The following is a 24,672-nucleotide window of genomic DNA, read 5'->3' as shown; positions in this document are numbered from 1 at the left end:
TATGGGCCCGAGGGCCTGCCATAGGTGCAGTGCGCGCAAAGATTGCAGTGTGTGCAAGAATCTCTGGCGTGATGACATCAGGCACCGCGACGTCGGCGGTCCGCGAGCAGGCGCCGGTCGAGGGGCTGCGCGCCCGGCGACGGCGCCAGACCCGGGCCGAACTGCACGCCGCCACAGTCCGCCTGGCGGGTGCACACGGCCTCGAACACGTCACGGTCGAGATGATCAGCAAGGAGGCCGGCGTCTCCCCGCGGACCTTCTTCAACTACTTCCGCACCAAAGAGACCGCGCTCTTCGCCTGGCCCGGTGGCCTGACAGAGGCCGAGGCGGAGCAGTTCGTCACCGCGCCCGGCCGCGACCCGGACGCCGTGCTGCGGGACCTGGGCGAGGTGTTCGCCACGCACGTGGACGAGATGGCGCCCGGCGCCGGAGCGTTCGAGGACGTCTTCGCCATCGTCGAGAAGGTGCCCTCGGCACTCGGCGCGTTCCTCGCCGAGTGCGACGCGCTCGAACGGGATCTCGCCGGCGCCATCGCCCGCCGCACCAAAGACGCCCCCGACGGGCAGACCGTGGCTCTTCTCGCGGGGATCGCCATGACCGCCGTACGCAACGGCCTCATGCGATGGGCCCGCGACAAGCAGCACCCCGACGGTCCCGCGGCCTCGGTGCGCGACTCGTTCACCGCCCTGCGCGGCCTCCTCTCCCCGGCGGACTTCCCACACGCCACCACCGAACGGGAGGCCTGAGGCGCGGCTCCAGAAGCGCGACCCGTCGCCGCCCCCACGACACCGGTGCGCGCGCTCCCCGCGCAAGGCCCCACACGACTCCCCACCCGAGCCCCGAAGACTCCCCAGCCTCCCCGGGCGGCGACCGCTCGCGCGCCGCGCACCCCATCCCTTCACTTACGGAGACCTGAGCATGACCCACGCCCCCGCACCGGCGGGCTCCGATCCCGCCCCTGAGGACGGCATAGCCAAGCCGCACAACTTCGGGCTGATCTTCGGCGCGCTGATGCTGACGATGCTGCTCGGCGCGCTCGACCAGACCATCGTCAGCACCGCCCTGCCGACCATCGTCGGCGAGCTCAACGGCATCGAGCACATGGCGTGGATCACCACCGCGTACATCCTCGCCGCCACCATCGGCATGCCGGTCTACGGCAAGCTCGGCGACCTCATGGGCCGCAAGAACATCTTCCTCGCGGGCATCGCGCTCTTCCTGGTCGGCTCCGTGGTCTGCGGGCTCGCCCAGAACATGGGCACCCTCGTCGCCGGCCGCGCCCTCCAGGGCCTGGGTGGCGGTGGCCTCATGATCACCTCGCAGGCGATCATCGCCGACCTCGTTCCGCCCCGGGAACGCGCCAAGTACATGGCCCCCATGGGCGCCGTGTTCGGTCTCTCCTCGGTCGTCGGGCCGCTCCTCGGCGGCTGGTTCACCGACGAGCACTCGTGGCGCTGGGCGTTCTGGGTCAATCTGCCGCTCGGCATCCTCGCCTTCTTCGTCGCGGCCGTCGCGATCAAGCTGCCGCGCAAGGCCGTCAAGGTCACTCTCGACTACCTCGGCACCGCCCTGATGGCCGCCGCCGTCACCTGCACCGTGCTGTTCGCCAGCTGGGGCGGCACGCAGTACGCGTGGTCCGACCCGCTGGTCATCGGGCTCGGCGTCGGCGCCGTCGTCGCCTGGGTGCTGTTCTTCGTCGCCGAGAAGCGGGCCGCCGAGCCCGTCATCCCGCTGCACCTCTTCCGCAGCCCGATCTTCAACGTCGCCACGCTGCTCGGCATGATCGTCATCGGCCTCGGCATGTTCGCGATCGTCGGCTACATGCCCACGTATCTGCAGATGGTCTACGGCAAGACGGCCACCGAGTCGGGGCTGCTGCTCATCCCGATGGTCGTCGGCATCATGGCCACGGCGCTGCCGTCCGGCGCGATCATGAGCAAGACCGGCCGCTACAAGGTCTATCCGATCGTCGGCACGGTCATCATCATGCTCGTCGCGTTCCTGATGTCCCGCCTCGACGTGAGCGACCCGGTCTGGCTGGTCTGCCTGTACGTCGGACTCGCGGGCGCCGGTGTCGGCCTGATGATGCAGACCCTCGTACTCGCCGTGCAGAACGACTTCCCGGGCGCCGAGGTCGGCACCGCCACCTCCGCGAACAACTTCTTCCGCGAGATCGGCGCGACCCTGGGCACCGCCGTCGTCGGCGCGGTCTTCGCCAGCCGCCTCACCGACCAGCTCGCCACGCGCCTGCCCGCGGACGCCGCCTCGAAGGTCGGCGACAGCGACTCACTGACGCCCGCGCTCGTACGGGCCCTGCCGGCCGACCTGCGCGCCACGGTCGTCTCCTCGTACCAGGAGGCGCTCGTGCCGATCTTCCTGTACCTGGTCCCCGTCTTCGCGGTCGGTCTCGTCCTCGCCTTCGTGCTGAAGGAGAAGCCGCTCGCCGACAACGAGGACTGGCATGCCGAGAACGAAACGGCGCGGCCGGGCAGCGAGGACAAGGAATTGGAGCCTGCCGCCGGCTGAGCCGGTCGGTTGGTCGGGTCAGTCGGCTTTTGCCGGCTGCGTGTGTGGCGCAGCGCGCGCCCGTCGGAGGGGTCTTCGGCGGGCGCGTTCTGTGTTTTCCGGCTCGGGGGTGCGGTGAGTGGCGGTGGGTTTCAACTCGTGGGGCGGTGCCGGTGGTTCAGCCGTCGATCCACTCGCCCTCACGCATCAGCTCCCTGCCCGCCAGCTCGTTGGCCTCCCGCCAGGCCTGGACTCGCTGCGGCGTGACCCGGAAATAGAGGTACTCCGAGGTCAGCCCGCGCGGGTCGAACCCTGTCCTCTGCGCGAACGCGTCACCGACGTCGTCCGGGAGGTCCCTGGCTGTCAGCGTCTGTACCGTGCCCTCGATCATGACGACGTCACGCGTCGGGCCGAGCCCGAGCCGGGCCCGCCCCGTGGACCGCAGATTGCGTCCCGTGGGACTGGCCGCCGGGGTGGCGAGCAGCAGCGTCGAACCGTCCCACAGGAACGACAGCGGTACGAGATAGGGCGTCGGGCCTTCCCCGTCCGACGTGTCCGCCGTGGCCACCCATACGTCCTCGTCGCGTTCGAGCCGGTCGAGGGTGTCCTGCTTGCGCTGCTTCGCGGTCCGGGCGGGTGGCATCGGCGTCTCCTGTCGCATCGGGCGGGTTCCCTGGTCACTGTTATGACACGGGTCGGCCCTGGAATGTGACCGATGGGCGAGAACGCGCTTCTCGTTCCGGGCGTCGTCGTCATCGCCGTCATCCGCTCAGGAATGGCGACACTCGGTGTCCTGATTTCGGGTCACGCTCGAACCGAGGACGGGCCACGACGGCCTGTCCTGCAGCAGCGAGGAGGCGGCTTCATGACGCAGGAACCCGGGACCGGAAGCGCCCGGCTGGAGGGCAAGGTCGCCCTCGTGGCGGGCGCGACCCGCGGCGCGGGACGGGGCATCGCCGTGGAACTCGGCGCGGCCGGCGCCACGGTGTACGTGACCGGGCGCACCACGCGGGCCCGGCGCTCCGAATACGACCGGCCGGAGACCATCGAGGACACGGCCGACCTGGTGACCGCGGCCGGCGGGCGCGGTATCGCCGTGCCCACCGACCACCTGGAGTCCGCCCAGGTCAAGGTCCTCGTCGACCGCATCGCCGACGAACAGGGGCGGCTCGACGTGCTGGTCAACGACATCTGGGGCGGCGAGAACCTCTTCGCCTGGGACACCCCGGTCTGGGAGCACGACCTCGACGACGGGCTCCGGCTGCTCCGCCTCGCCGTCGAGACACACGCCATCACCAGTCACTTCGCGCTGCCGCTCCTGCTCCGCAACCCCGGCGGTCTTGTGGTGGAGGTGACCGACGGCACGGCGGAATACAACCGCGACAACTATCGCGTCTCCTTCTTCTACGACCTCGCCAAGAGCTCCGTCCTGCGCATGGGCTTCGCCCTCGGGCAGGAGCTGGGTCCGCGGGGCGCCACAGCCCTCGCCCTCACCCCGGGCTGGCTCCGCTCGGAGATCATGCTCGGGCACTACGGCGTCACCGAGGACAACTGGCGCGACGCCCTGGAACAGACACCGCACTTCGGGATCTCCGAGACCCCGTTCTACGTCGGCCGGGCCGTCGCCGCGCTCGCCGCCGACCCCGAAGTGGCCCGCTGGAACGGGCAGTCGACGTCCAGCGGGGCACTTGCCCAGGTGTACGGGTTCACCGACGTCGACGGGAGCCGGCCCGACGCCTGGCGCTATCTCGTCGAGGTGCAGGATCCTGGCAAGCCGGCTGACGTGAGCTCCTACCGCTGACGCTGTGGGGGCTGGGGGCTGGGGGCTGGGGGCTGGGGGCTGGAGGCTGGGGCTCGGCGATTGGATCTAGATCTGTGCCGGCCACACCTTCGTACCGCCACCCCGCCACTCGACCAACTCGGGGTCGTCCAGCCGCGCGTCCTCCAGGCCCGCGCGCCGCAGGAACTCGAGCACGTCCTCCTGCCCGGTGGCCAGCCCGGCGTCCTCGCCGCGGATCGTCACCCGGCGCCCGCCGGGCTGGGAGGCGTGCACGACCACAGGGGGAAATCCTTCAGGTTCGTCCATAGTCCTCAGCTTCCGTGAGGTGAATCGGCTCCGCACCCGGACGGGGTCCCGGCGCCGGACGCGTGGCGTTCTCGTTCCGCCAACAATGACGGAACGCGTGCGCGTGCGGCAGCCACTTCCCGATGACGTTCAAATGACGTCCAAATCGCCCTGTATGAGCACCAGTCGAGCTGCTTCTGCCGGTCACGCGCGGCACAGAAGGACCGGTTACGGTGCTGTAGTGGTGACCACTCAGCAGGACAACGGGGAACAGACAGTGACCGGGACCGCGGTGCTCCTTGCGGCCGCCCCGGCGAACAAGAGCTGCCTCATCGACGCGACGTCCGTACTGGCCACACTCGCGGCCGTACCGCCCAGTGCCCTGACCGGCACCGCCGCCGCGACCGTCGTCGAACTCGCCGATCCCGTCGACCCGCAGACCGTCCTCACCCGCATCCGCACGGCGGTTGCCGCGCCCGGGCCTCTCGCCCTGTTTGTGACCGGGCAGCTTCATCTGGATCAGCGCCAGCGTCTGCTTCATCTCGCCCTGGCCCGTACCACTCCGTCGACCCTGCGGTACACCTCCCTGCCCTGGCACTGGCTCACCGGCGAACTCGCGTTGCGGCGGCCCGGCACGACCACGGTTGTCCTTGACCTGGTGGCCGATGGGGATGCCTGGGAGCAGGTGCGGGGTGGGGGGTTCGGTGTGGGAGTGGGTGTTCGTTTGTTCGGGCGGGTCTCGCCTCCTCCTCCGCGTCGTTCCACCGCCGTGCCTGGATATCTCAAGACCTACGCCTCGATATGGCGTAGCGGGCACCGTCCGCCTCTTGCGTATCTTCATGCTCAGGCGGCTGGGGAGGCCGGTCCGGATGGTGCCCTGTTTCTCGCGGTCGATGGTGGGCCGGGGTCTGTTCCGGCGGCTGCCCGCCCGCGTGTGCCGGCCGCTCGGCAGGAGGAGGTTCCTGTCGTCGAACCGCGCCCTGATGCCGATCCGCACCCGGCGATCCTCGCCGCCGCGCATTCCGGGCGGCACGGTGAGGCCGCTGCCCTCGCCGCGATATGGGAGAGCACTGCTCTGCGTACCCATGGTGCGGGGTCGCCGGAGGCGCTCCACTGGCTCGAGGTGCGTGCCGATCTTGCGCGGCTCGCTCAGGATCCGGGGCGCAGCTGCGAACTGTGGACCGCTGCGGCCGAGGCTCGGCTTGCGCGCGGGCAGGCGGTGGGCTCGGAGGACGTCGAGGCTGCCGTCGATCGCGCTCATCACCAGTGGGAGCAGCTTGGTGATCCGGCGCAGGCTCGTGCTCTTGCGGCCTCTCTCACGCGGCTGCGGCGTGCGGTTCCTGGGCGGCGGCCCGGTGCGCTTGAGGCCATCGGCCGGCGGATCTCGGCGCTGGAGGGTGTGGCTGTGACGCCGTGACGGAAGGGTGGGTGGTGGGGTCCGGTGCGTTGGCTGGTGCGGGGCGTCTTTGGCCGGTGTGTTTTCGGGTGCGGGGCCGCGGAGGCGCCGTGACGCAGTTCATAGAGCCGGTTGAGGGGTGGGGAATTCCCCGGGGTGGTTCTTCGTTAAACTAGGTGTGGACGCGGATGGAACTGTGTCCCCGGGCCTCATCTGAATTGCCTGCAAGGACGATCGTTCGGCTGATGCCTTGTGGAGCCCCCGCCGAGAGGCGACCGCCATCCGTGGCCACTCAGACCGCCCCGGCCGTGATCCCCCGTCACGGTCGGGGCACTTTCGTTTCCGGGCCGTCCATCGTTCCGCAGGACGTGCCGCCCCCTCGCCGCCCACAATGGAGACAGAGGCCACCGCTGAAGGAGGCGCCGTGGACATCGACGATCAAGGGCGGGGAGACGACGTCTACCAGCCCGACGGGTCCGAGGTCCAGGATGACGAGGGGCTCCTCGACCAGGAGGACACCCTGCTCGGCAGCGGCGTCACCGATCCGCTCGACGAGGGTTATTCGCCGCCCGAGCGGCCCTGGGGGGTCGAGCACACCGGTGTCACCTGCACGGAGCAGCGGCTCGGCGAGACGCTCGACGAGCGTCTGTCCGAGGAGGTCCCCGATCTGGTGGTTCCTGATGACGACGGTATCGGCGACACGTGGGACACCGATGGCGAGCCGCTCGACGACGAGGTGGGGGCCGAGCGCTCCGGTCGGCTCGTGGCGCCCGATGAAGGTGTGCGCAGGGACGAGGAGAGCGAGCTGATCGCCGAGGACGTCGGGATCGACGGTGCGGCCGCCTCCGGTGAGGAGGCCGCCATGCACGTCGTGGAGGACGTCCGCAGAGGGCGTGATCCACGGCGGGTCACCGACTGACCGTGCGGGAGAGGTGAGCCCGGCTTAGGGTGACGGAAGTCAGCCGACGGCATTGTGCACCCCTGCGGGAGAGTCAGTGACGCAAACGCAGCCTGTCATGGCGCCGCACTCGACAGCGGCCCTCTTTCTCGTGGTGACCACGGCACCTGGCGCCGAACCCCGCGTACGCGACCAGCTCGGCGACTTGAATGGGCTGCTGCGCTCGGTCTCGTTCCGCTCTCCCGACTCGTTTCTGTCGTGCACCGTCGGGATCGGGTCTGTTGTCTGGGATCGGTTGTTCGGCGGGCCGCGGCCTGTTGAGCTGCATCCCTTTCGCGAGCTGAACGGCGATCGGCATCGGGCCGTCGCCACTCCGGGGGATGTGCTTTTTCATGTGCGCGCGCGGCGCATGGACCTCTGTTTTGAGCTGGCCGGCCACATCATCGGTCAGCTCGGCGACGCCGTGACCGTGGTGGACGAGGTGCACGGCTTCAACTACTTCGACGACCGGGACCTGCTCGGGTTCGTCGACGGCAGCGAGAATCCGACCGGTGACGCGGCGCGCTCCGCCGTGTTCATCGGCGATGAGGACGCCCCGTTCGCGGGCGGCAGTTACGTCGTGGTGCAGAAGTACCTGCATGACATGACTGCCTGGAACGCTCTGTCGACGGAGGAGCAGGAGAAGGTCATCGGCCGTTCGAAGGCCGACAACATCGAGATGTCCGACGAGACCAAGCCTGCCGACTCCCATGTCGCCCTCAACACCATCACCGAGGACGGCGAGGAGCGGAAGATCGTCCGCCACAACATGCCGTTCGGGACGCTGGGGCGCGGCGAGTTCGGGACGTACTTCATCGGTTACGCGCGGACTCCCGCGGTCACCGAGCAGATGCTCGAGAACATGTTCATCGGCAGCCCGCCCGGCAACACCGACCGGATCCTCGACTTCTCCACCGCCGTCACGGGAAACCTGTTCTTCGTCCCCACCGCAGACTTCCTCGACAACCTGCCGGACCCGCCCGCCCTGCCCGACGCCGCACGCGAACTTCCCGTCCCTGCCGTGTCACCGCAGCCCGTCGTCGCCCCGCCCGACGGCTCATTGGGCATCGGCGGCCTCAAAGGAGCCCCCGCGTCATGAACAACCTGCACCGCGAACTCGCCCCCATCAGCGAAGCCGCCTGGGCGGAGATCGAGCAAGAGGCCGGCCGGACCTTCCAGCGTCATGTCGCGGGACGCCGCGTCCTCGACGTCACCGGCCCCGACGGGCTCGAACTCGCCGCCGTCGGCACCGGCCATCTGCGGTCCGTCACGCCGCCCGCCCCGGGAGTCATGGCACGCCTGCGCGAGGCCCAGCCGCTTGTCGAACTGCGCGTTCCCTTCACCGTCAGCCGCGAAGCCGTGGACGATGTCGCGCGCGGCTCCAACGACTCCGACTGGCAGCCGGTCAAGGACGCGGCCCGCACCATGGCGTTCGCCGAGGACCAGGCGATTTTCGACGGCTACGCCGCGGCCCGGATCGAAGGCGTCCGCGAGCGCACGTCCAACCCCGTCCTGAGTCTGCCGGCCGAGCCTCGCGACTACCCCGACACCATCGCGAGGGCCCTCAGCGCCCTGCGCCTCGCCGGTGTCGACGGCCCGTACTCGCTGCTGCTCGGCGCGCAGGCGTACACGGCGGTCAGTGAGACCACCGACCACGGCTTCCCCGTGTCCGGCCACATCGCCCGTCTCCTCGACGGCGAACTGATCTGGGCACCCGCGATCAACGGCGCGTTCGTCCTGACCACCCGCGGCGGCGACTACGAACTCCGCATCGGCCAGGACCTGTCCATCGGCTACACCTCGCACGACGCGACCGGCGTCGACCTGTACTTCCAGGAGACGTTGACGTTCCTGATGTACACGGACGAGGCCGTTGTCGCCCTGCGGGCGTGATGGCCGGGATTGTTGACGGGGTGTGCCGGGGCGGTGAGGAAGACCGGATGAGTCGACCTACCGTTTGCGGGCCCGAAGGGCCTCTGCGCGCCGGACCCGCTGTATCCGAACTGCCTGTGCGTGCCGTTCTCTTCGAGTTCTCCGGCACCCTGTTCCAGATCGGCACGTACGCCGACCGGATCAGGGCCGTGCTCCGGCTCGTGGAGGCGGAACGAGTCTAGGGAGCGGGCCCTTGCCTTGGCTGCGGCGTCAGGGCCTGGCCCCTTCCAGGCCGGGTGCGCCCCACACCGGGAACCAGCGCTCCAGGTCCGGCTCTATACGGAGGTCGTCGCCGACCACCGCGCGTACGCGCAGTTCCAGCGCGTTGTCGCGCTTCTCGCCGGGGAGCGGGGCGAAGGGGTAGAACGTGCCCCGCTTGTAGAGGTACACGAGCGCGAGCGAGTGGCCCTCCGCGTTGCGGAAGCCGGCCAGGGAGCAGAGGAGTTGGGGGCCGAAGCCGTTGCCTTCGAGCGTGGCGTTCACCGCGTGGAGATCGCCGACCAGCGCCGGGAGGTCCGAGGGGTCGCGCCGGGAGAGCAGCCATGTGTAGCCGTATTCGTCCCGGCTGAACTCCGTCGCGCCGGCCCGTTCCGCCTCGGCGTTGAGGAGCGCCCCCACGTCCTGGCGGATCGTGTCGAAGGCCGTCCCCTCCACCGTCGTGAAGCACACCGACCCCAGGCCGGTCGGGGTGAACCCGGCCGCCGCCTCCAGGGTGACCGCGGCCGACGGCAGGCCGAAGAGCCGGTCGAGGTCCGGTGGGGCGGGCCTGGTGCGCCCGAGCAGGATGTCCAGGAAACCCATGTGGATCCCTTCGGGGCTCAGGCCGGGCGGCCGAGGTCGGCGGAGATCGTCGCCAGCTGGTCGAGGCGCTGTTCGAGCGAGGGGTGCGTCGAGAAGAGACGGGGGAGCGGGGCGTTCCTCGACAGCGCCGGGATGAAGTAGAACGCGTTGAACGCGCGGGCCGTCCTCAGGTCCTTGTTCGGAATGCGGGCGATGTCCCCGTCGAGCTTGGTCAGCGCGGACGCCAGCGCCGACGGCCTGCCCGTGAGCAGCGCCGCGGCCCGGTCGGCGGCCAGCTCCCGGTACCGGGACAGCGCCCTGATGAGGACGAAGCTGATCGCGTAGACAGCGGCCGAGACGCCCACCACCACCGCGAGGACGACCAGCGTGTTCTGGTCGGTCCTGCGGCGGCCGCCGAGCAGCTCGGAGTAGAACGCGAAGCGCACGACGATGCCGGCGATCACTCCGAGGAACGAGGCCACGGTGATCACGGCGACGTCGCGGTGCGCCACGTGGGACAGCTCGTGCGCGAGGACGCCCTCCAGTTCGTCGGGCTCGAGGCGGCGCAGCAGGCCGCTGGTCACGCACAGCACGGCGTGATCGGCGTTGCGGCCGGTGGCGAAGGCGTTCGGCAGGTCGGTGCCGGCGACGGCCACCTGCGGTTTCGGCATGTCGGCGGTCGCGCACAGCCGGTCGATGACGCCGTGCAGCTGGGGCTGCTCGTCACGGGTCACGATCCGGCCGTGCATGGCGTACAGGGCGATCCGGTCGGAGAACCAGTACTGCGACCCGAGGAGTACCGCGGCGAGCACGACGACCAGGAGCGTCGACTTGAGCAGGACCAGGAGCGCGCCGACGAAGGCCACGTACAGTAGGCCCAGCAGGAACACGGTGACCAGCATGCGCACGGTCAGCTGCCGGTCCGGCTTGAACCGGCTCCCTCCGGCCTTCAGGGTGGTTGCCACAGCCGTCACCGCCTTCGCTCCGCGGCGCGCCCCGCCGTACGGACCGCTCACACGGAGCGGGACCGGCGGTGCGCTCACCTTCCACGATGCCACTAACCGGGCCTCTTCCGACCAGTAGCGCACGGTGCCCGTCAGATCCTCGTGAGCCCGCGCTCCGTCCGGGTCGGGCCCTTCCAGTCGTGCGCGGCGCCCGCTGGGGCCCTCACCCCTCGTTCGTCCCCAGTACCAGTACCTGGATGGCCAGGACCGCGGCGCCGCGGGCCCACTCGTGGAAGTCGGAGACCTTTGTTTCCAGGTGGACGGGGTCCGCCATGGGGTGGCGGTTGGCGAGGATCGTTTCGTGGATCAGGCCGCCCGCTACGTCGGCGAGGCCCACCCCCTCGCCCGCCAGCAGGATCTTCTCCGGTATCGCGAAGTTGGCGATCTGTGCGACCAGGGTGCCCAGGGCCCGGGCCGCCTCGCCGATCACGCGGGAGCAGAGCGGGTCGCCGGAGGCGGCGCCGGCCAGGATCTCCTCGTACGTCACGTCCCGGCCGGTGGCCGCGCGGACCTGGTAGCAGATGCTGGGGATGGTCAACAGGGCCGTGGCGCTGCCCCGTTCGCCCTCCGGGGTGAGCGGACCGTTGGCGTTGATGATCCAGCGCTTGCCGACGCCGTGGCCGTCCTCGCCGGTGCGGACCAGGTGTCCGCCGAGCATGAGGCCGTAGCCGATGCCCGCCCCGATGGTGAGGACCGCGAACCGGTCGAGGCCGCGGCCCGCGCCGAACCAGGCCTCGGCCTCGATCAGCCCCGCCACGTCGCTGTCGACGACGACGGGCAGCCCCGTGCGCTCCTCGACCATCTCGGCGAGGGGCACCTCCTCCCAGCCGAGGAACGCGTTCGCGACGACGGTCGCCCGGTGTCTGACGTTGCCGCCCACGCCGATGCCGATTCCGGCCAGGCGGGGGAAGCTCTCCTGGAAACCGGTGGTCATCCGGTGCAGGAGGTCCGCGATCTCCTGCGGATCGTGCGTGTCCAGGGACGCGGAGCGGCGGGCGACGATCTCGCTCCTGAGGGTGGTGACCACCCCGTAGACCGCGTCACCCGTGATCTTGAACCCGGCGAAGCTCTGTGACCCGGCCACGATGTCGAGCGGTTGCGAGGGGCGTCCCTGGCGCAAGGATGCCGCCGTCGTGGCCTCCTCGACCAGCAGGCCCGACTCGATGAGCGGCTTCGTCAGGCGGGTGAGGCTGCCGGGGGACAGGCTGAGCCGCTTGGCGATCTCGCTGCGGGACAGCGGGCCGTGCGTCAACACCTCGATCGCCACTGCGCGTTCACCGGGGCTCAGGGGCAGCCAGCTCGCGGTACGTGCGCTCATGGGCTCCTCGCGCTGGTCGGTGAAGGGAGTGCAGTGCAGAACCTAAGCCTGTCACAGCCTGTGACAAAGAATTATTCCGGGACGGAAACAATGTCAAGGTCCGATGCGGGGAGGGGTGCCCTTGAGAAGGTCTGTGCACGCCTCTTGACGCGATGATTGTTCCGCATCAAAAGTAATCGGCACGAGGACGAGTCGCGGACGAGGGAGTCTCAGATGACTGTCGCCTCAAGCAGCCCACCCACCCGAGTGCGGTTGCCTGGTGCCGAAGCAGCCAGGAACAAGACCAAGGACCGGATCAGGGAACGGGACGGTGGCGGCAGCGGAGGGGACGGCGCCCTCGCGGCGGTCTTCATCGCCCCGGCGCTGCTCGGCTTCCTGGTCTTCCTGCTCTGGCCCACGCTGCGCGGGATCTATCTGAGCTTCACCCGCTTCAACCTGCTCACGCCCGCCGAGTGGGTCGGCCTCGACAACTATGTGCGTATGGTCAACGACCCCATATTCTGGGGGTCGTTGAAGGTCACCGTCGAGTACGTGATCATCAACATCGGCGTCCAGACGGTCGCGGCGCTCGCCATCGCCGTCCTGATGCAGCGGCTGACGAAGTCTGCGCTGCTGCGCGGGATCGTCCTGACGCCCTACCTCGTGTCGAACGTCGTCGCCGGCATCGTCTGGCTGTGGATGCTCGACACCCAGCTGGGCATCGGCAACCGCGTCATCGGCGCGTTCGGCCTCGACCACATCCCCTTCCTGACCGACGAGACCTGGGCGATCCCGACCATCGCGCTGATCAACGTATGGCGCCACGTCGGCTACACCGCGCTGCTCCTGTTCGCCGGGCTCCAGGCCATCCCCTCCGACGTGTACGAGGCGGCGAAGGTCGACGGCGCGAGCGAGTGGCGGATGTTCTGGCGCGTCACGCTGCCGCTGCTGCGGCCGGTGCTCGCGGTCGTCCTGATCATGACCGTCATCGGCTCGTTCCAGGTCTTCGACTCCGTCGCCGTGACGACCGGCGGCGGGCCCGCCAACGCCACGAACGTCCTTCAGCTGTACATCTACGGCTCCGCGTTCGGCCGCTTCCAGTTCGGCTACGCCTCCGCCATGTCCGTGGCCCTCCTGGTCGTCCTCAGCGTGATCACCGTCATCCAGTACCGGCTCACCCGCGCCGGACACACCGACCTCGGCTAGCGACGAGCGAGAGAAAGGAGCCATCGCCATGGCCGCCGTGACCACCACAGCGCCCCGCACCCGCGCCCGGCGCAGGATCTCGCCCGGACGCGCCCTCGCCTGGGCCGTGATGACCGCGATCGTCGTCATCACCCTGGTGCCGTTCTACTGGATCCTGCGCACCGCCCTGTCCTCCAACGCCGCGCTCACCGCCGACCCTTCGTCCCCGCTGCCCACCGGCCTGACAGGCGGCGGCTTCGCCCGGGTCTTCGGGCAGCAGAGCACCAAGGAGGCGCTCGCCCAGGGCGGCGCGGGCGGGTCGATCGACTTCTGGCGCTATCTGCTGAACTCCGTGGCCGTCTCGACCCTGATCACCGTCTGCCAGATCCTGTTCTCCGCCACGGCCGCATACGCCTTCGCCCGGCTCCGCTGGCGCGGCAGGGACCGGATGTTCGGCCTCTTCCTCGCCGGGCTCATGGTGCCGACCATCTTCACGTTCCTGCCGAACTTCATCCTGATCAAACAGCTCGGCCTGGTCGACACGCTGCTCGGGATCGCCCTGCCCAGCCTGTTCATGACGCCCTTCGCGGTGTTCTTCCTGCGGCAGTTCTTCATGAACCTGCCCCGCGAGGTCGAGGAGGCCGCGCTGCTCGACGGCGCCGGCAAGGTGCGGATCTTCTTCCGCGTGCTGCTCCCGATGGCGTCGACCCCCGTGATCACGCTCGGCGTCCTCACGTACATCACGGCCTGGAACGACTACTTCTGGCCGCTGATGGTGTCGTACAGCGACAGCTCGCGCGTGCTCACCGTCGCGCTGAGCATCTTCCGCGCGCAGACCCCGCAGAGCGGCACCGACTGGTCGGGCCTGATGGCGGCGACGCTCGTGGCCGCGCTCCCGATGCTCGTGCTCTTCGGCTGCTTCGCGCGGCGCATCGTCAACTCCATCGGCTTCAGCGGGATCAAGTAGAGAGGCAGGAACCTGATGCGACTGCGTGCCTTCACCGCCCTCGCGGGGGCGCTCGCCCTCTCACTGGTGTCCGGCTGTTCGGCGGGATCCTCCTCCGGCCCCGCCTCGCACACCGTCACGTACTGGCTGTGGGACTCCAACCAGCTGCCCGCGTACGAGGCCTGCGCCAAGGACTTCGAGAAGGAGAACCCCGGCCTCGACGTACGGATCACGCAGATGGGGTGGAACGACTACTGGACCAAGCTCACCGCGAGCTTCATCGCGGGCACCCAGCCCGATGTGTTCACCGACCACATCCAGAAGTTCGCCCAGTTCGCCGACCTGGAGGTGCTCGCGCCCCTCGACAAGCTCCCGCACACGAGGAGCATCAAGGACGCGGACTACCAGCCCGGGCTCGCCGCCTCCTGGGTCGGCCAGGACGGGCACCGCTACGGCGCGCCGAAGGACTGGGACACCGTCGCCCTCTTCTACAACAAGAAGATGGCGCGCGAGGCCGGACTGACCGCCGGCCAACTGAACAACCTCACCTGGAACCCCGAGGACGGCGGAACCTTCGAGAAGGCCATCGCGCACCTGACCGTCGACAAGAACGGCGTGCGTGGTGACGAGAAGGGCTTCGACAAGAACCACGTCAAGGTCTACGGCCTCGCCACGAACGACGCGGGCGACGGCGACGGCCAGACCCAGTGGAGCGCGTTCGCCGCGTCCATGGGCTGGCGCTACACCGACCAGCCGGCCTGGGGCACCCACTACAACTATGACGACAAGAGGTTCAAGGCCGCGATCGACTGGTACTTCGGTCTCGCCAAGAAGGGCTATCTCCCGCCCCAGAAGGACTTCTCCCAGACCAACGGCCCCGATGTGCAGTTCGGTTCGGGCACGGCGGCGACCTCGCTCAACGGCTCGTGGATGATCAAGACGTACTACGGGTTCAAGGGCATCGAGACCGGCACCGCCCTCACCCCGGTCGGCCCGAGCGGCCGGCGCGCCACCATGATGAACGGCCTCGCCGACTCCGTCACCAAGAACGCGCGCAACAAGCCGGGCGCCGAGAAGTGGGTGGCCTACCTCGCCTCCCACGCCTGCCAGCGGACGGTGGGCGAGCACGGGATCGTGTTCCCGGCCACCAAGGACGGCACGGCCGCGGCCGTGGCCGCGTACAAGAAGGACGGCATCGACGTCACGGCGTTCACCAAGCCGGTCGCCGACAAGACGACCTTCTCCTTCCCGATCACCAACTACGCGGCGGACGTGTACGCGTTGATGCGGCCCACCATGCAGGACATCTACGCCAACGACGCGCCCGTCGGCGCCCTCGACCGCACCAACAGCCAGATCAACCTCCTGCTCTCCCAGTGAAGTTCAGGGAAGTGGAGGAGCGTGCAGTGTAGTTCCGTGAATTCTTTGACGTTCGGTCAAGTTCAGTGAAGTTCAGCCAAGTTCAGTGAAGTTCAGTCTGTGAAGGGATCCTCATGACGTTCTCCATCGGCATCGTCGGCGCCGGGCAGTTCTCCGGGCAGTTCGCCAAACTGTTCCGCGCCCATCCCGGTGTCGGCGACATCCACGTCACGGACCTGCTGCCGGAGCGCGCCGAACAGCTCGTCGCCGCCGAGCGGCTCACCGGCACCTTCCCCTCGTTCGACGCCATGCTGGAGTCCGACGCGGTCGACGCCGTGGCGGTCTTCACCCAGCGCTGGACCCACGGCCCGCTCGTCCTGAAGGCGCTGCGTGCCGGGAAGCACGTGTACTCGGCGGTGCCGATGGCGATCACCGAGGACGAGATCGCCGCGATCATCGACGCCGTGCGCGACACGGGGCTGACGTACATGATGGGCGAGACCAGCCAGTACAACCCGGCGACGGTGCACGCCCGCAACCAGATCGCCGACGGTGCCTTCGGGCGGCTCTTCTACGCCGAGGGCGACTACGTCCACGACATGGACCTCGGCTTCTACGACGCCTACCGGTACAGCGGTGGCGACAACTGGAAGGCCACCGCCAGCTATCCGCCCCTGCTCTACCCGACGCACTCCGTCGGCGGCGTGCTCGGCGCCTGGCAGACCCACGCCGTGAGCGTCTCCGCGATCGGTGTGCCCGACGAGCGCGGTGACGGGGTCTTCGACAAGGAGGTCAGCCAGTTCGGCAACGACCTGTCGAACGCGACGGCGCTCTTCGAGGTTGCGGGCGGCGGCTCGTTCCGTACGAACGAGTTCCGCAGGGTCGGCTATCCGTCGCACATCCGGGAATCGCGGTTCCGGTTCTTCGGCACGGACGCCAGCATGGAGCAGCTGGCCACGGTCAGCTTCTGGCAGGACAAGAAGGGGGTGCAGGACATCTCGGAGCTCCTGCAGCCCAAGCCGACCCTGCCGGCCGACGATCCCTCGCTCCAGCACATCTCGCCCGCACTCAGGGATGCGTTCACCTCCGGTTCGGCGCCCGTGCACGACCGCGCCCGGCTGCCCCGCGAGTTCGACCACATGCCCAACGGCCACGAGGGAAGCCACCACTTCCTCGTCGACGACTTCGTCACCGCCGTCGCCACGAGGACCCTTCCGTCGGTGAACGCGTGGGTCGCCGCCCGCTACACCCTGCCCGGCATCGTCGCCCACGAGTCGGCCCTGCGCGGGGGTGCACGTCTGGACATCCCGGACTTCGGGGACGCTCCCAACTCCCTCTGAGTCAGGGACGCGTGGGAAAGAGGGAGGCGGTTGTGAACCCCCGGTGCGCCAGGAGTAGGGTGCGCGCACTGTCATACGGGGCGAACATCGCGGAGGACAATTCTGTGGTTGAGAACAAGAAGACGTGGCGGACGTCGGGCGCTCTCATAGCGGCCGCCACTGCGGGTGCGTTCGGCGTGGGTCTCTTCGCGAGCCCCGCGCAGGCGCACACCCCCGTGTGGGAGGTGACCTGCTCCCAGGTCAGCCTCGACCTGACCAACTACGGGTCGAAGGCCGACAACACGGTGACTGTGACGGTGGACGGAAAGGACCTGCTGCCCACCGCCACGTTCCAGAACGATTTCCACAAGAAGCTGGACCTGCCCGAGCACAGCAAGGAACTCCAGGTCCACCTGGTCGTGAAGGCGGCCGACGGCGACCAGTACTCGCGTGACGAGACGAAGACGGCCCCGGTGTGCGAGGGCAGCACGCCCAAGCCCTCGGACACGCCGAAGCCGACTCCGACGCCGTCGAAGCCCGCCGACACGGCGACTCCGACGCCGAGCGACAAGCCCAGCACGTCGACGAGCTCCGCTGCCGCGGTGCCCTCGTCCAAGCCGAGCGCCGACTCGGGCGACCTCGCCGAGACGGGCTCGTCCAGCGCCACGCCGCTCATCGCCGGGGCGGCCGCCGTGGTGATCGTCGCGGGTGGCGGCCTCGTGTGGGCGACGCGCAAGCGCCGCAGCGCCGCTCAGGGCTGAGAAGATGTGCGGGGGCGGGCCGATCCTGGTCCGCCCCCGCACGCATGTCCGAACACGGAGGTGAGTTGGCCATGACGGCCGTCGGCGAGGGCAGCGCCCCGGAGGACCGGAGCGCTCTGGTCATCACCCTGCCCATGGCGAACCCGCTGCTCGAAGCGGCGGCGGAGGTCAACCCCGCGCTGGTGAGAAAGGGCCTGCCCGCCCATGTCTCGCTGCTCTACCCGTTCCTGCCCGCGGCGGAGCTGACGGCGGACGTCGACGCCGAGGTGCGCGACCTCGCGGCATCGCTGCCCGCGGTCGAGACGGATCTGAAGGACTTCGTGGTGGCGCCGCGCTTCGTCGCCGTGCCCGTGCCCGCGCTGCAGGCCGTGGCCGACGCGTTCTGCGCACGCTGGCCGCTCATCGCGCCGTACGGCGGCCGGTTCGGGGAGCGTCCCGAGCCGCATGTCACGCTGGCGACGGGGGCCACGGACGAGGAGGCGGAGCTCGTGCGGGACCGGGTGCGTCCGCTGCTTCCGCTGCGCGTGGCGGCCTGGCGGGTCGATCTCGTGGTCCGTACCGACCGGGACTGGCGGCTGCGCCTCACGGCGCCGTTCGCCGCCGGCCCCTGAACGACTACTGCTGGTACGGGTTCTGGCCGAGCGGCTGGCCCGGCTGCTGCCGGCCCTGGGCCGGGTAACCGGCGGGCGCGGCGGCCTGCGCGAGCAGCGCCTCCGCCTGCTCCTTGGCGAGGTGGTGCTCGATCCCGCAGAACGTGCACTGCGAGCGGTACTTGGTCGAGATGGGGAACAGCGGCACGAAGAACAGCGTGAACTTCGTGACGTACTTCCGCAGCGCGTGCGCCGCGGGATTCCCGCAATTGCCACAGACGAACGTGAGCATCGCGAGCTGGTACAGATATCCCCGCGTACCGAAAATGATCATTGGTGGCCCCTCCCGACCGGCGGCCCGCCGGCACATGAGCGGCGGTATGGCGCCATCGTAAAGGGAGCACGCCGAGGCCGGTCGGGCGCAGTGGCCCTCAGGAGGCGTCGAGGTCCAGGGCCTTCGCCATCGCCTCCATCGCGGCCACCTGGTCCCTGATGGGGACCTCCGCCAGATTGAGGTCACCCCACTGGATCTCGTCCGCGCCCAGCTCCACGCACCGCTCACGTTCCTCACGCGCGCCGTCGACCAGTGTGGCCACCGGGTCGGGTGTCTCCTGGGAGACCGCGAGGATCCGGATCACCACGGGACCGGCGCCGCCGGCTTCCCGGTACCAGCCGATCTGGGTACGGGCGGTGTCCCAGTCCTGGGGGAACGCCACGGTGACGAACCCCGCGCCGAGCCGGGCCGCCCGCTCCACCGCAGAACGCGCGCCCGCCCCGATCACCAGGGAGAGCGGGCCGTTCACCGGCTTCGGCCCGACGGTCGACAGCGGGATCCGGTAGAACTTCCCCTCGTACTCCACCGGGTCCGGACCCCAGCAGGCCCGCATCGCGGCGATGTGCTCCTCGAAACCCGCGCCCCGGCGACCGGCCGGCACGCCGGTGGCCGTGAACTCCTCCGGCAGCCAGCCCTGCCCGATCCCCACGTCGAGCCGCCCGCCGGAGAGCCGGTCGAGGGTGGCGAGCCGCCGGGCCAGGATCAGCGGCGGCTGGAACAGCGCGTTGACGATGCCCGTCGCCAGCCTGATCCGGCTCGTGTGCGCCGCGGCCCAGGTCAGCGTCTCCAGGGGATCCCACACGTACGCCTCGGGCAGCCGCGCCTCGTTGCGCCAGTCGGGACCGGCGGGGAGCAGCAGCCGCTCGGACAGGGACACGCTGTCGAACCCGAACCGCTCGGCGGCCCGTGCCACTTCGGCGATGGCCTCGGGGCCTGCGTACGGTCCGTAGCTCGGCAGGCTGAAGCCGATACGTGGGGTGTTCATCGGGACATCTCCTCTGCGGGGGTGCGTGCTCCATGTATGACCGCGCGCGGGGGCGGAACTCATCGGGTGAACGGGGGAGGGCGAAAGCGGAGGATCCGGCCCGGGGGCGGTGCCGTCGTCTGCGGGGCGGATGAGCACCTGCGAGGCGTGACACGCCATCTGTCCGGCCCCCGCGTTGCCATGTACTGTTCAATAACGCGTGGTCCTCCCCACTCGCGGCCGACGTTCTACGCGCGCAGACTCGGCGCCCGCACCGCCTTCTCCCCACCCCTCCCGGAGGTATGACGGATGCTCAGATCCATACGGTCCCGCCGCCGCATCGCGTGCGCGGCCGGCGTGTTCGGGATGCTGCTCGCCGGTGTCACGGCCGGTTCGGCCGCCACCCCGGCCGCCGCCGCGACGCCCCACCGCGTGCTTTTCGACAACACCAAGGCCGAGACCGCCGGCAACGCCGACTGGATCATCGGCACCAGCCAGCCCGACCCTCTCGGCCAGGACGCGACCCCGTCCGCCGAGAACGACTGGACGGGCGCGCTCTCCGCATGGGGCGTGGGCCTCCAGAAGACCGGCGACTACGCGCTCAAGACGCTGCCGTCCGGCAACACCATCACGTACGGGACCTCGTCGGCCCTGGATCTCAAGAACTTCGACACGTTCGTGCTGCCCGAGCCGAACGTGCTGCTCAGCGCGGCGGAGAAGACCGCCGTCATGAAGTTCGTCCAGAACGGCGGCGGTCTCTTCCTCATCTCCGACCACACCGGCGCGGACCGCAACAACGACGGCAACGACGCGGTCGAGGTCATCAACGACCTCATGACCAACAACACCGTCGACTCCACGGACCCGTTCGGCTTCTCCGTCGACACGCTGAGCATCAGCACCGACAACCCCAAGGCCATCACCTCCACCACCGACCCCGTCATCAACGGGTCGTTCGGCAAGGTCGGCGGCAGCATCATCCGCAGCGGCACCACGGCCACGCTCAAGCCGGCCGACAACTCCGCGGTCAAGGGCCTCGTCTACCGCACCGGATATTCAGGCAACACGGGCGCCTTCTTCGCCACCAGCACGTTCGGCAGCGGCCGCGTCGCGTTCTGGGGCGACAGCTCCCCGATCGACGACGGCACGGGCCAGTCCGGAAACACGCTCTACGACGGCTGGAACGACCCCGCCGGCACGAACGCGCCGCTCGCCCTGAACGCCACCGAGTGGCTCTCCGGAGCCACCGGCAGCAGCGGCGGAGGGGGCACCTGCACCGCCGCCCAGCTCCTCGGCAACCCGGGCTTCGAGTCGGGCAGCACCACCTGGACCGCCTCCAGCGGTGTCATCACCGACGACACCGGCGAACCCGCGCGCACCGGCACCTACAAGGCATGGCTCGGCGGTTACGGCTCCGCCCACACGGACACCTTGTCGCAGGCGGTGAACATCCCGGCCGGCTGCGCCGCCACCCTCAGTCTCTACCTCCACATCGACACGGCGGAGACCACCACCACTACGGCGTACGACACGCTCAAGGTGCAGGTCCTCAACAGCGGCGGCACCGTCCTTTCGACGCTCGGCACCTACTCCAACCTCAACGCGGCCTCGGGCTACGCGCTCAAGAACTTCAACCTGGGCGCGTACGCGGGGCAGTCGGTGACCGTGAAGCTGACCGGCACGGAAGGGACCACCCTCCAGACGTCGTTCGTCGTCGACGACACGGCGGTCAGCGTGAGCTGACCGACCGCAGGCCGACCGCCAACCATCCGTACTGACAAGCGAGTTGCTGTGGCAGACTGCGTGGCCATGACGGCAGACACATCACCCACCCCCCGGATAGACACCAGCAAGCCCCACCCCGCCCGTGTCTACGACTATCTTCTCGGCGGCAAGGACAACTACCCCGTCGACGAGGCGGTGGGGGAGCAACTGCCGCCCGAGGCAAGGGACGGGGCGCGCCAGAACCGTGAGTTCATGCACCGCGCCGTCGCGTGGCTGGCGGGCACCGGTGTCGGCCAGTTCCTCGACATCGGCACCGGGATACCGACCGCCCCGAACCTGCACCAGATCGTCCAGCGGATCCGCCCCGAGTCGCGCGTCGTCTACACGGACAACGACCCCATCGTGCTGCGGCACGCCGAGGCCCTGCTGGTCAGCAGCCCCGAGGGCATGACCGACTACGTCCAGGGTGATGTGCGCTCGCCCCGCGAGATCCTCGACCACGCCCGCAAGCTGCTCGACTTCGACCGGCCGGTCGCGCTCTCGCTCATCGCGCTCATGCACTTCCTGCCCGGGGACCAGGAGCCGTACGACATCGTCTCCACCCTGGTGGAAGCGCTGCCCTCCGGCAGTTACCTCGTGCTGTCGCATGCGTCGTCCGACATCTTCCCGGAGCTGTCGGCGCGGGTGACGGCCGAGTACGCGAAGGGCGGGATCGAGCTCGGGTTCCGTTCGCGGGACGAGGTCGCCCGCTTCTTCGACGGTCTCGAACTCGTGGAGCCCGGCCTCGTGACGGCGACGGAGTGGTTCCGGGACACGGACGCCCCGCGCGCGGAGAACGGCGGAATCTACGGCGCGGTGGCGCGCAAGCCGTAGTACGGATCGAGACGGACACCGGTGCAGCGTCCGGCGGGAGTGATCTCCCGGCGGGCGCTGCATTTATTGTTCGCGCATGGCTGTAAATGCGGAGAAAAAAGGGGAGTTGCTCAACACCCTGCGAGAGCGCCTCAAGGAGCGCATCTACGCCGCGATCACGATGCTCGCGGTGGTCGTGGGTCTCGCGCAGAGCCCGCACGTGGAGCACTGGACCGCTGCCGCCTATGTGACGGGCACCGCGGTCGGCCTGTGGCTGGCCACGCTGGTCGCGGACGTGCAGGCGCACCGCGTCGTGCACAAGCGGTTCCCGAGGCGCGCCGAGGTGCGCCACATGCTGTACGTCAGCAGCCCCCTCCTTTCGTCCGCGGCCGGCCCGCTCGCGATGGACGCTCTGTCCGCGGCAGGCGCCCTCGACCTCGACACCGCCCTGTGGATCGCGGCCGGCGCGGGCATCGCCGGGATCGCCGCCTGGGGCTTCGAGGGCGGCCGCCGGATGGGCGGCGGGCTGCTCGCCTCAAGCCTGGCGGCCGCGGTCGACGCGGTGATCGGGGCCGGTGTGGTGGGGGTGAAGCTGCTCGCGGGGCACTGACCGCGAGCCCGCGCGGGACGGTCTGCCCGTCGGGCTCCTGGCTGTCCACGGCCACGAGGTCCACCTCGCACATCAGCCACGGCTATGTGTCGCCGCGGGCGCTCGAACAGGACTGGAAGGACCAGTTCGACTGGGTCCACCGCGAGCTCGACTACGCGGTCGTCCCGGTGACCCTGCACCCGGACGTCTCGGGGCGCCCGCAGGTGCTGTTGATGCTGGAGCGCTTCATCGCCTACGTCTCGGGCCACGAGGGAGTCTCCTTCTGCACCCTGGAGGACGCGGCCTACGACTTCCGCCGTCGCTTCCCGTTCGAGTCCAAGGAGCGGCCTGCCGACATGCGGTGAGTTCCGCGGGGACCGAGAGTCAGAGAGAGGACCGTCGTGCGCACGACGGTCACACAGAAGACGGACGGTCCCATCGTGGAGGGTGCACCATGACCACGTACGTGTTGATCCCTGGAGCCGGCGGCTCGGCCTGGTACTGGCACGGGGTCGCTGACGAGCTGATGCGCCGGGGGCGGGACGTCGTCTCCGTGGACCTCCCCGGAGACGACACCCGGGCAGGTCTTCCGGAGTACGTGGACACGGTTGTCGACGCGGTCGGTGACCGGACCGACCTGGTGGTCGTGGGGCAGTCCCTCGGCGGGTTCACCGCGCCGCTGGTGTGCCCGCGCCTGCCCGTGTCGCTCCTCGTACTCGTCAACGGGATGATCCCGCGGCCAGGCGAGACACCGGGGGAGTGGTGGGCCCACACCGGCCAGGAAGAGGCCCGCCGCGCGAACGACGTGCGTGAGGGCCGCGACCCCGACGCGGAGACCGACCTGGAGACGTACTTCCTGCACGACCTGCCGCAGACGCTGATCGACGCGTCGGCGGAGCACAACCAGGACGAGTCCGAGGCGGCCTTCGCCACACCGTTCACCCTCGATGTGTGGCCGGCGGTGGAGACGCGGGTGGTGACCGGCCGCGACGACCGCTTCTTCCCCGCCGACTTCCAGCGCCGGGTGGCGGAGGACCGACTGGGCATCACCCCCGACGAGGTGCCGGGCGGCCATCTGGCGGCACTGAGTCACCCGATGGAGCTCGCCGACCGCCTTGAGGCCTACGTCAAGGAGAGCGCCTGACGTCCGCCGGCGACCCCGGTGGCGTGACGCGCCCTTCAGGATGAGCGCCCGGCCGGTTCATCCGTTGGGCCCAGCGCCGCTCCACCCGCTGGACGGAGCACTCACGGTCATGAACGCCGTAGCGTCGATGCCATGACGCAGACTCTGTACGGCCGGATCTACCTCACGGCCTACGACAATTCCGCCCACGGCCTCTACGACCGTACGAGGACCGGGTTCCTGATCCGGGCCGCCGTCCTGGCCGAGCTGGCGATCCGGGGGAACCTCGTCAGCTCCGGAGGCGATGTGTCGGTCGCGACGCCGGAACCGACCGGGGACCCGGTCCTCGACCTGACGCTCGACCATGTCGCGCGCGACCGGCGCGGCTGGAAGTCCTGGATCAAGCACGACCGCAAGGAGACGCTGCACGCGGTCGAGGACAGGCTCGTCGCCGAGGGAGTCCTCGCGGTCGAGGAGAAGAAGTCCTTCGGCCGGTCCCGCCGTGAGGTGACGGTGCGGGACGCCTCCGCGGTCACCTCGCTCCAGGCCACGGCGGCCGGGCTGCTGCACGGCATCGAGCCCGCCGTCCGGATCGCGCCCGCCGACGCCGCGCTGGTGGCCCTGGCCGCCGCCGGCGGCATCCGGTCGGTCGTCTCCCGACCGGATGCCCACGCCCGCAAGGACCGCATCGAGGAATTGACGGCACGGCTCGACGCCGTGGCCCCCGGCCTGGGCAAGGCGGTCGGCGGTCTCGGCATGACGATGGTGGCGGCGCAGGGCGGGATGGGCGGTGGCTGACCCGGTCACGCCGGGCGGCCCACGGACCGAGGCCCGTCGTGCTCGGCGACGACAACCCCCGTGCAGACCCGCTCACTCCTGAGCGACGAGTGCCGGCTCCTCGCGCGCGACCTCGGCTTCGGCGCACTCGCGCTCAAGGCCCTCGGCCGGGCCGCCGTCGAGGCCGGGTTCGTGGACGACGGGACGCGCGCCGTACTGCGCTGACGTTGCG

Annotated in this window: 27 protein-coding genes; 20 read left to right on the top strand and 7 right to left on the bottom strand. The window is 69.7% G+C overall.

The window, feature by feature from the left end; all coding sequences use genetic code 11:
• Positions 1-71: 71 nt before the first annotated feature.
• Both ACY0PA_RS05745 and ACY0PA_RS05740 read left to right on the top strand, forming a co-directional pair.
• Positions 72-746, top strand: a complete 675-nt coding sequence (locus ACY0PA_RS05745; protein WP_473083644.1) for a TetR/AcrR family transcriptional regulator — start codon at positions 72-74, stop codon at positions 744-746.
• A gap of 172 nt (positions 747-918) precedes the next feature.
• Entirely contained in the window at positions 919-2,526 is a 1,608-nt protein-coding gene (locus ACY0PA_RS05740) for an MDR family MFS transporter (protein WP_473083643.1), read from the top strand.
• Between the two features lie 157 nt (positions 2,527-2,683).
• Here ACY0PA_RS05740 and ACY0PA_RS05735 read toward each other — a convergent pair whose 3' ends face one another.
• Complete coding sequence (locus ACY0PA_RS05735; RefSeq protein WP_473083642.1) at positions 2,684-3,148, bottom strand: pyridoxamine 5'-phosphate oxidase family protein; 465 nt, start codon at positions 3,146-3,148, stop codon at positions 2,684-2,686.
• 222 nt (positions 3,149-3,370) lie between these two features.
• Between ACY0PA_RS05735 and ACY0PA_RS05730 the strand changes: the two genes are divergently transcribed.
• A complete protein-coding gene (locus ACY0PA_RS05730) occupies positions 3,371-4,306 on the top strand; it encodes an SDR family oxidoreductase (RefSeq protein ID WP_473083641.1) in 936 nt (311 codons plus the stop codon).
• 66 nt (positions 4,307-4,372) lie between these two features.
• Here ACY0PA_RS05730 and ACY0PA_RS05725 read toward each other — a convergent pair whose 3' ends face one another.
• Entirely contained in the window at positions 4,373-4,591 is a 219-nt protein-coding gene (locus ACY0PA_RS05725; RefSeq protein WP_116500627.1) for a hypothetical protein, read from the bottom strand.
• Positions 4,592-4,811: 220 nt separating this feature from the next.
• Here ACY0PA_RS05725 and ACY0PA_RS05720 point away from each other — a divergent pair, with 220 nt between their 5' ends.
• The 4 genes from ACY0PA_RS05720 to ACY0PA_RS05705 all read left to right on the top strand — a co-directional run bounded on the left by ACY0PA_RS05720 (position 4,812) and on the right by ACY0PA_RS05705 (position 8,796).
• Positions 4,812-5,987: a hypothetical protein gene (locus ACY0PA_RS05720; protein ID WP_473083640.1), complete on the top strand. Its 1,176-nt coding sequence runs from the start codon at positions 4,812-4,814 to the stop codon at positions 5,985-5,987.
• 403 nt (positions 5,988-6,390) lie between these two features.
• Entirely contained in the window at positions 6,391-6,885 is a 495-nt protein-coding gene (locus ACY0PA_RS05715; RefSeq protein ID WP_473083639.1) for a DUF5709 domain-containing protein, read from the top strand.
• 97 nt (positions 6,886-6,982) lie between these two features.
• Positions 6,983-8,002 (top strand): Dyp-type peroxidase, encoded by a 1,020-nt coding sequence (locus ACY0PA_RS05710; RefSeq protein WP_473086245.1) that lies wholly within the window; start codon positions 6,983-6,985, stop codon positions 8,000-8,002.
• The gene (locus tag ACY0PA_RS05705; protein ID WP_473083638.1) at positions 7,999-8,796 is read left to right on the top strand and encodes a family 1 encapsulin nanocompartment shell protein; all 798 of its coding nucleotides are present in this window, start codon (positions 7,999-8,001) and stop codon (positions 8,794-8,796) included. Before ACY0PA_RS05710 ends, ACY0PA_RS05705 begins: the two co-directional genes overlap by 4 nt.
• 249 nt (positions 8,797-9,045) lie before the next feature.
• Here ACY0PA_RS05705 and pspAB read toward each other — a convergent pair whose 3' ends face one another.
• The 3 genes from pspAB to ACY0PA_RS05690 form a co-directional block, all read right to left on the bottom strand.
• A complete protein-coding gene (gene pspAB / locus ACY0PA_RS05700; protein WP_473083637.1) occupies positions 9,046-9,636 on the bottom strand; it encodes a PspA-associated protein PspAB in 591 nt (196 codons plus the stop codon).
• Between the two features lie 17 nt (positions 9,637-9,653).
• Positions 9,654-10,589 (bottom strand): zinc metalloprotease HtpX, encoded by a 936-nt coding sequence (gene htpX / locus ACY0PA_RS05695; protein ID WP_473083636.1) that lies wholly within the window; start codon positions 10,587-10,589, stop codon positions 9,654-9,656.
• A gap of 193 nt (positions 10,590-10,782) precedes the next feature.
• Positions 10,783-11,937, bottom strand: a complete 1,155-nt coding sequence (locus tag ACY0PA_RS05690) for an ROK family protein (RefSeq protein ID WP_473083635.1) — start codon at positions 11,935-11,937, stop codon at positions 10,783-10,785.
• 213 nt (positions 11,938-12,150) lie between these two features.
• Here ACY0PA_RS05690 and ACY0PA_RS05685 point away from each other — a divergent pair, with 213 nt between their 5' ends.
• From ACY0PA_RS05685 to ACY0PA_RS05660, 6 genes are all read left to right on the top strand, one after another.
• Positions 12,151-13,122 carry a carbohydrate ABC transporter permease gene (locus tag ACY0PA_RS05685; RefSeq protein ID WP_473083634.1) on the top strand — a complete coding sequence of 324 codons (972 nt, stop codon included), beginning with the start codon at positions 12,151-12,153 and terminating at the stop codon, positions 13,120-13,122.
• A gap of 28 nt (positions 13,123-13,150) precedes the next feature.
• A complete protein-coding gene (locus tag ACY0PA_RS05680) occupies positions 13,151-14,068 on the top strand; it encodes a carbohydrate ABC transporter permease (RefSeq protein ID WP_473083633.1) in 918 nt (305 codons plus the stop codon).
• 15 nt (positions 14,069-14,083) lie between these two features.
• Complete coding sequence (locus ACY0PA_RS05675; RefSeq protein WP_473083632.1) at positions 14,084-15,427, top strand: ABC transporter substrate-binding protein; 1,344 nt, start codon at positions 14,084-14,086, stop codon at positions 15,425-15,427.
• Between the two features lie 113 nt (positions 15,428-15,540).
• Positions 15,541-16,746, top strand: a complete 1,206-nt coding sequence (locus ACY0PA_RS05670) for a Gfo/Idh/MocA family protein (protein WP_473083631.1) — start codon at positions 15,541-15,543, stop codon at positions 16,744-16,746.
• A 68-nt stretch (positions 16,747-16,814) separates the two neighbouring features.
• Positions 16,815-17,486, top strand: coding sequence for an LAETG motif-containing sortase-dependent surface protein (locus tag ACY0PA_RS05665; protein ID WP_473086244.1), 672 nt, complete (start codon positions 16,815-16,817; stop codon positions 17,484-17,486).
• A 71-nt stretch (positions 17,487-17,557) separates the two neighbouring features.
• Positions 17,558-18,097 (top strand): 2'-5' RNA ligase family protein, encoded by a 540-nt coding sequence (locus ACY0PA_RS05660; RefSeq protein WP_473083630.1) that lies wholly within the window; start codon positions 17,558-17,560, stop codon positions 18,095-18,097.
• A gap of 4 nt (positions 18,098-18,101) precedes the next feature.
• Here the strand turns inward: ACY0PA_RS05660 and ACY0PA_RS05655 are convergent, their stop codons facing one another.
• Positions 18,102-18,410, bottom strand: coding sequence for a zinc ribbon domain-containing protein (locus ACY0PA_RS05655; RefSeq protein ID WP_473083629.1), 309 nt, complete (start codon positions 18,408-18,410; stop codon positions 18,102-18,104).
• A 97-nt stretch (positions 18,411-18,507) separates the two neighbouring features.
• Entirely contained in the window at positions 18,508-19,395 is an 888-nt protein-coding gene (locus ACY0PA_RS05650; RefSeq protein ID WP_473083628.1) for a TIGR03619 family F420-dependent LLM class oxidoreductase, read from the bottom strand.
• 288 nt (positions 19,396-19,683) lie between these two features.
• Here ACY0PA_RS05650 and ACY0PA_RS05645 point away from each other — a divergent pair, with 288 nt between their 5' ends.
• The 7 genes from ACY0PA_RS05645 to ACY0PA_RS05615 all read left to right on the top strand — a co-directional run bounded on the left by ACY0PA_RS05645 (position 19,684) and on the right by ACY0PA_RS05615 (position 24,665).
• The gene (locus ACY0PA_RS05645; RefSeq protein WP_473083627.1) at positions 19,684-21,117 is read left to right on the top strand and encodes a hydrolase; all 1,434 of its coding nucleotides are present in this window, start codon (positions 19,684-19,686) and stop codon (positions 21,115-21,117) included.
• A gap of 66 nt (positions 21,118-21,183) precedes the next feature.
• Positions 21,184-21,972 carry an SAM-dependent methyltransferase gene (locus tag ACY0PA_RS05640; protein ID WP_473083626.1) on the top strand — a complete coding sequence of 263 codons (789 nt, stop codon included), beginning with the start codon at positions 21,184-21,186 and terminating at the stop codon, positions 21,970-21,972.
• A gap of 76 nt (positions 21,973-22,048) precedes the next feature.
• Positions 22,049-22,561, top strand: coding sequence for a hypothetical protein (locus tag ACY0PA_RS05635; protein WP_473083625.1), 513 nt, complete (start codon positions 22,049-22,051; stop codon positions 22,559-22,561).
• 86 nt (positions 22,562-22,647) lie between these two features.
• Entirely contained in the window at positions 22,648-22,905 is a 258-nt protein-coding gene (locus ACY0PA_RS05630) for a hypothetical protein (RefSeq protein ID WP_473083624.1), read from the top strand.
• Positions 22,906-22,994: 89 nt separating this feature from the next.
• Positions 22,995-23,684 carry an alpha/beta fold hydrolase gene (locus tag ACY0PA_RS05625; protein ID WP_473083623.1) on the top strand — a complete coding sequence of 230 codons (690 nt, stop codon included), beginning with the start codon at positions 22,995-22,997 and terminating at the stop codon, positions 23,682-23,684.
• 132 nt (positions 23,685-23,816) lie between these two features.
• Complete coding sequence (locus ACY0PA_RS05620) at positions 23,817-24,461, top strand: GOLPH3/VPS74 family protein (protein ID WP_473083622.1); 645 nt, start codon at positions 23,817-23,819, stop codon at positions 24,459-24,461.
• A gap of 60 nt (positions 24,462-24,521) precedes the next feature.
• Positions 24,522-24,665, top strand: a complete 144-nt coding sequence (locus ACY0PA_RS05615; RefSeq protein WP_473083621.1) for a hypothetical protein — start codon at positions 24,522-24,524, stop codon at positions 24,663-24,665.
• The last annotated feature ends 7 nt before the right edge of the window (positions 24,666-24,672 follow it).

This window comes from Streptomyces sp. DS1-CR2 (assembly GCF_055760475.1).
The sequence above is the reverse complement of the archived record's forward strand: the minus strand, read 5'-3'. Positions and strand labels throughout refer to the sequence as shown.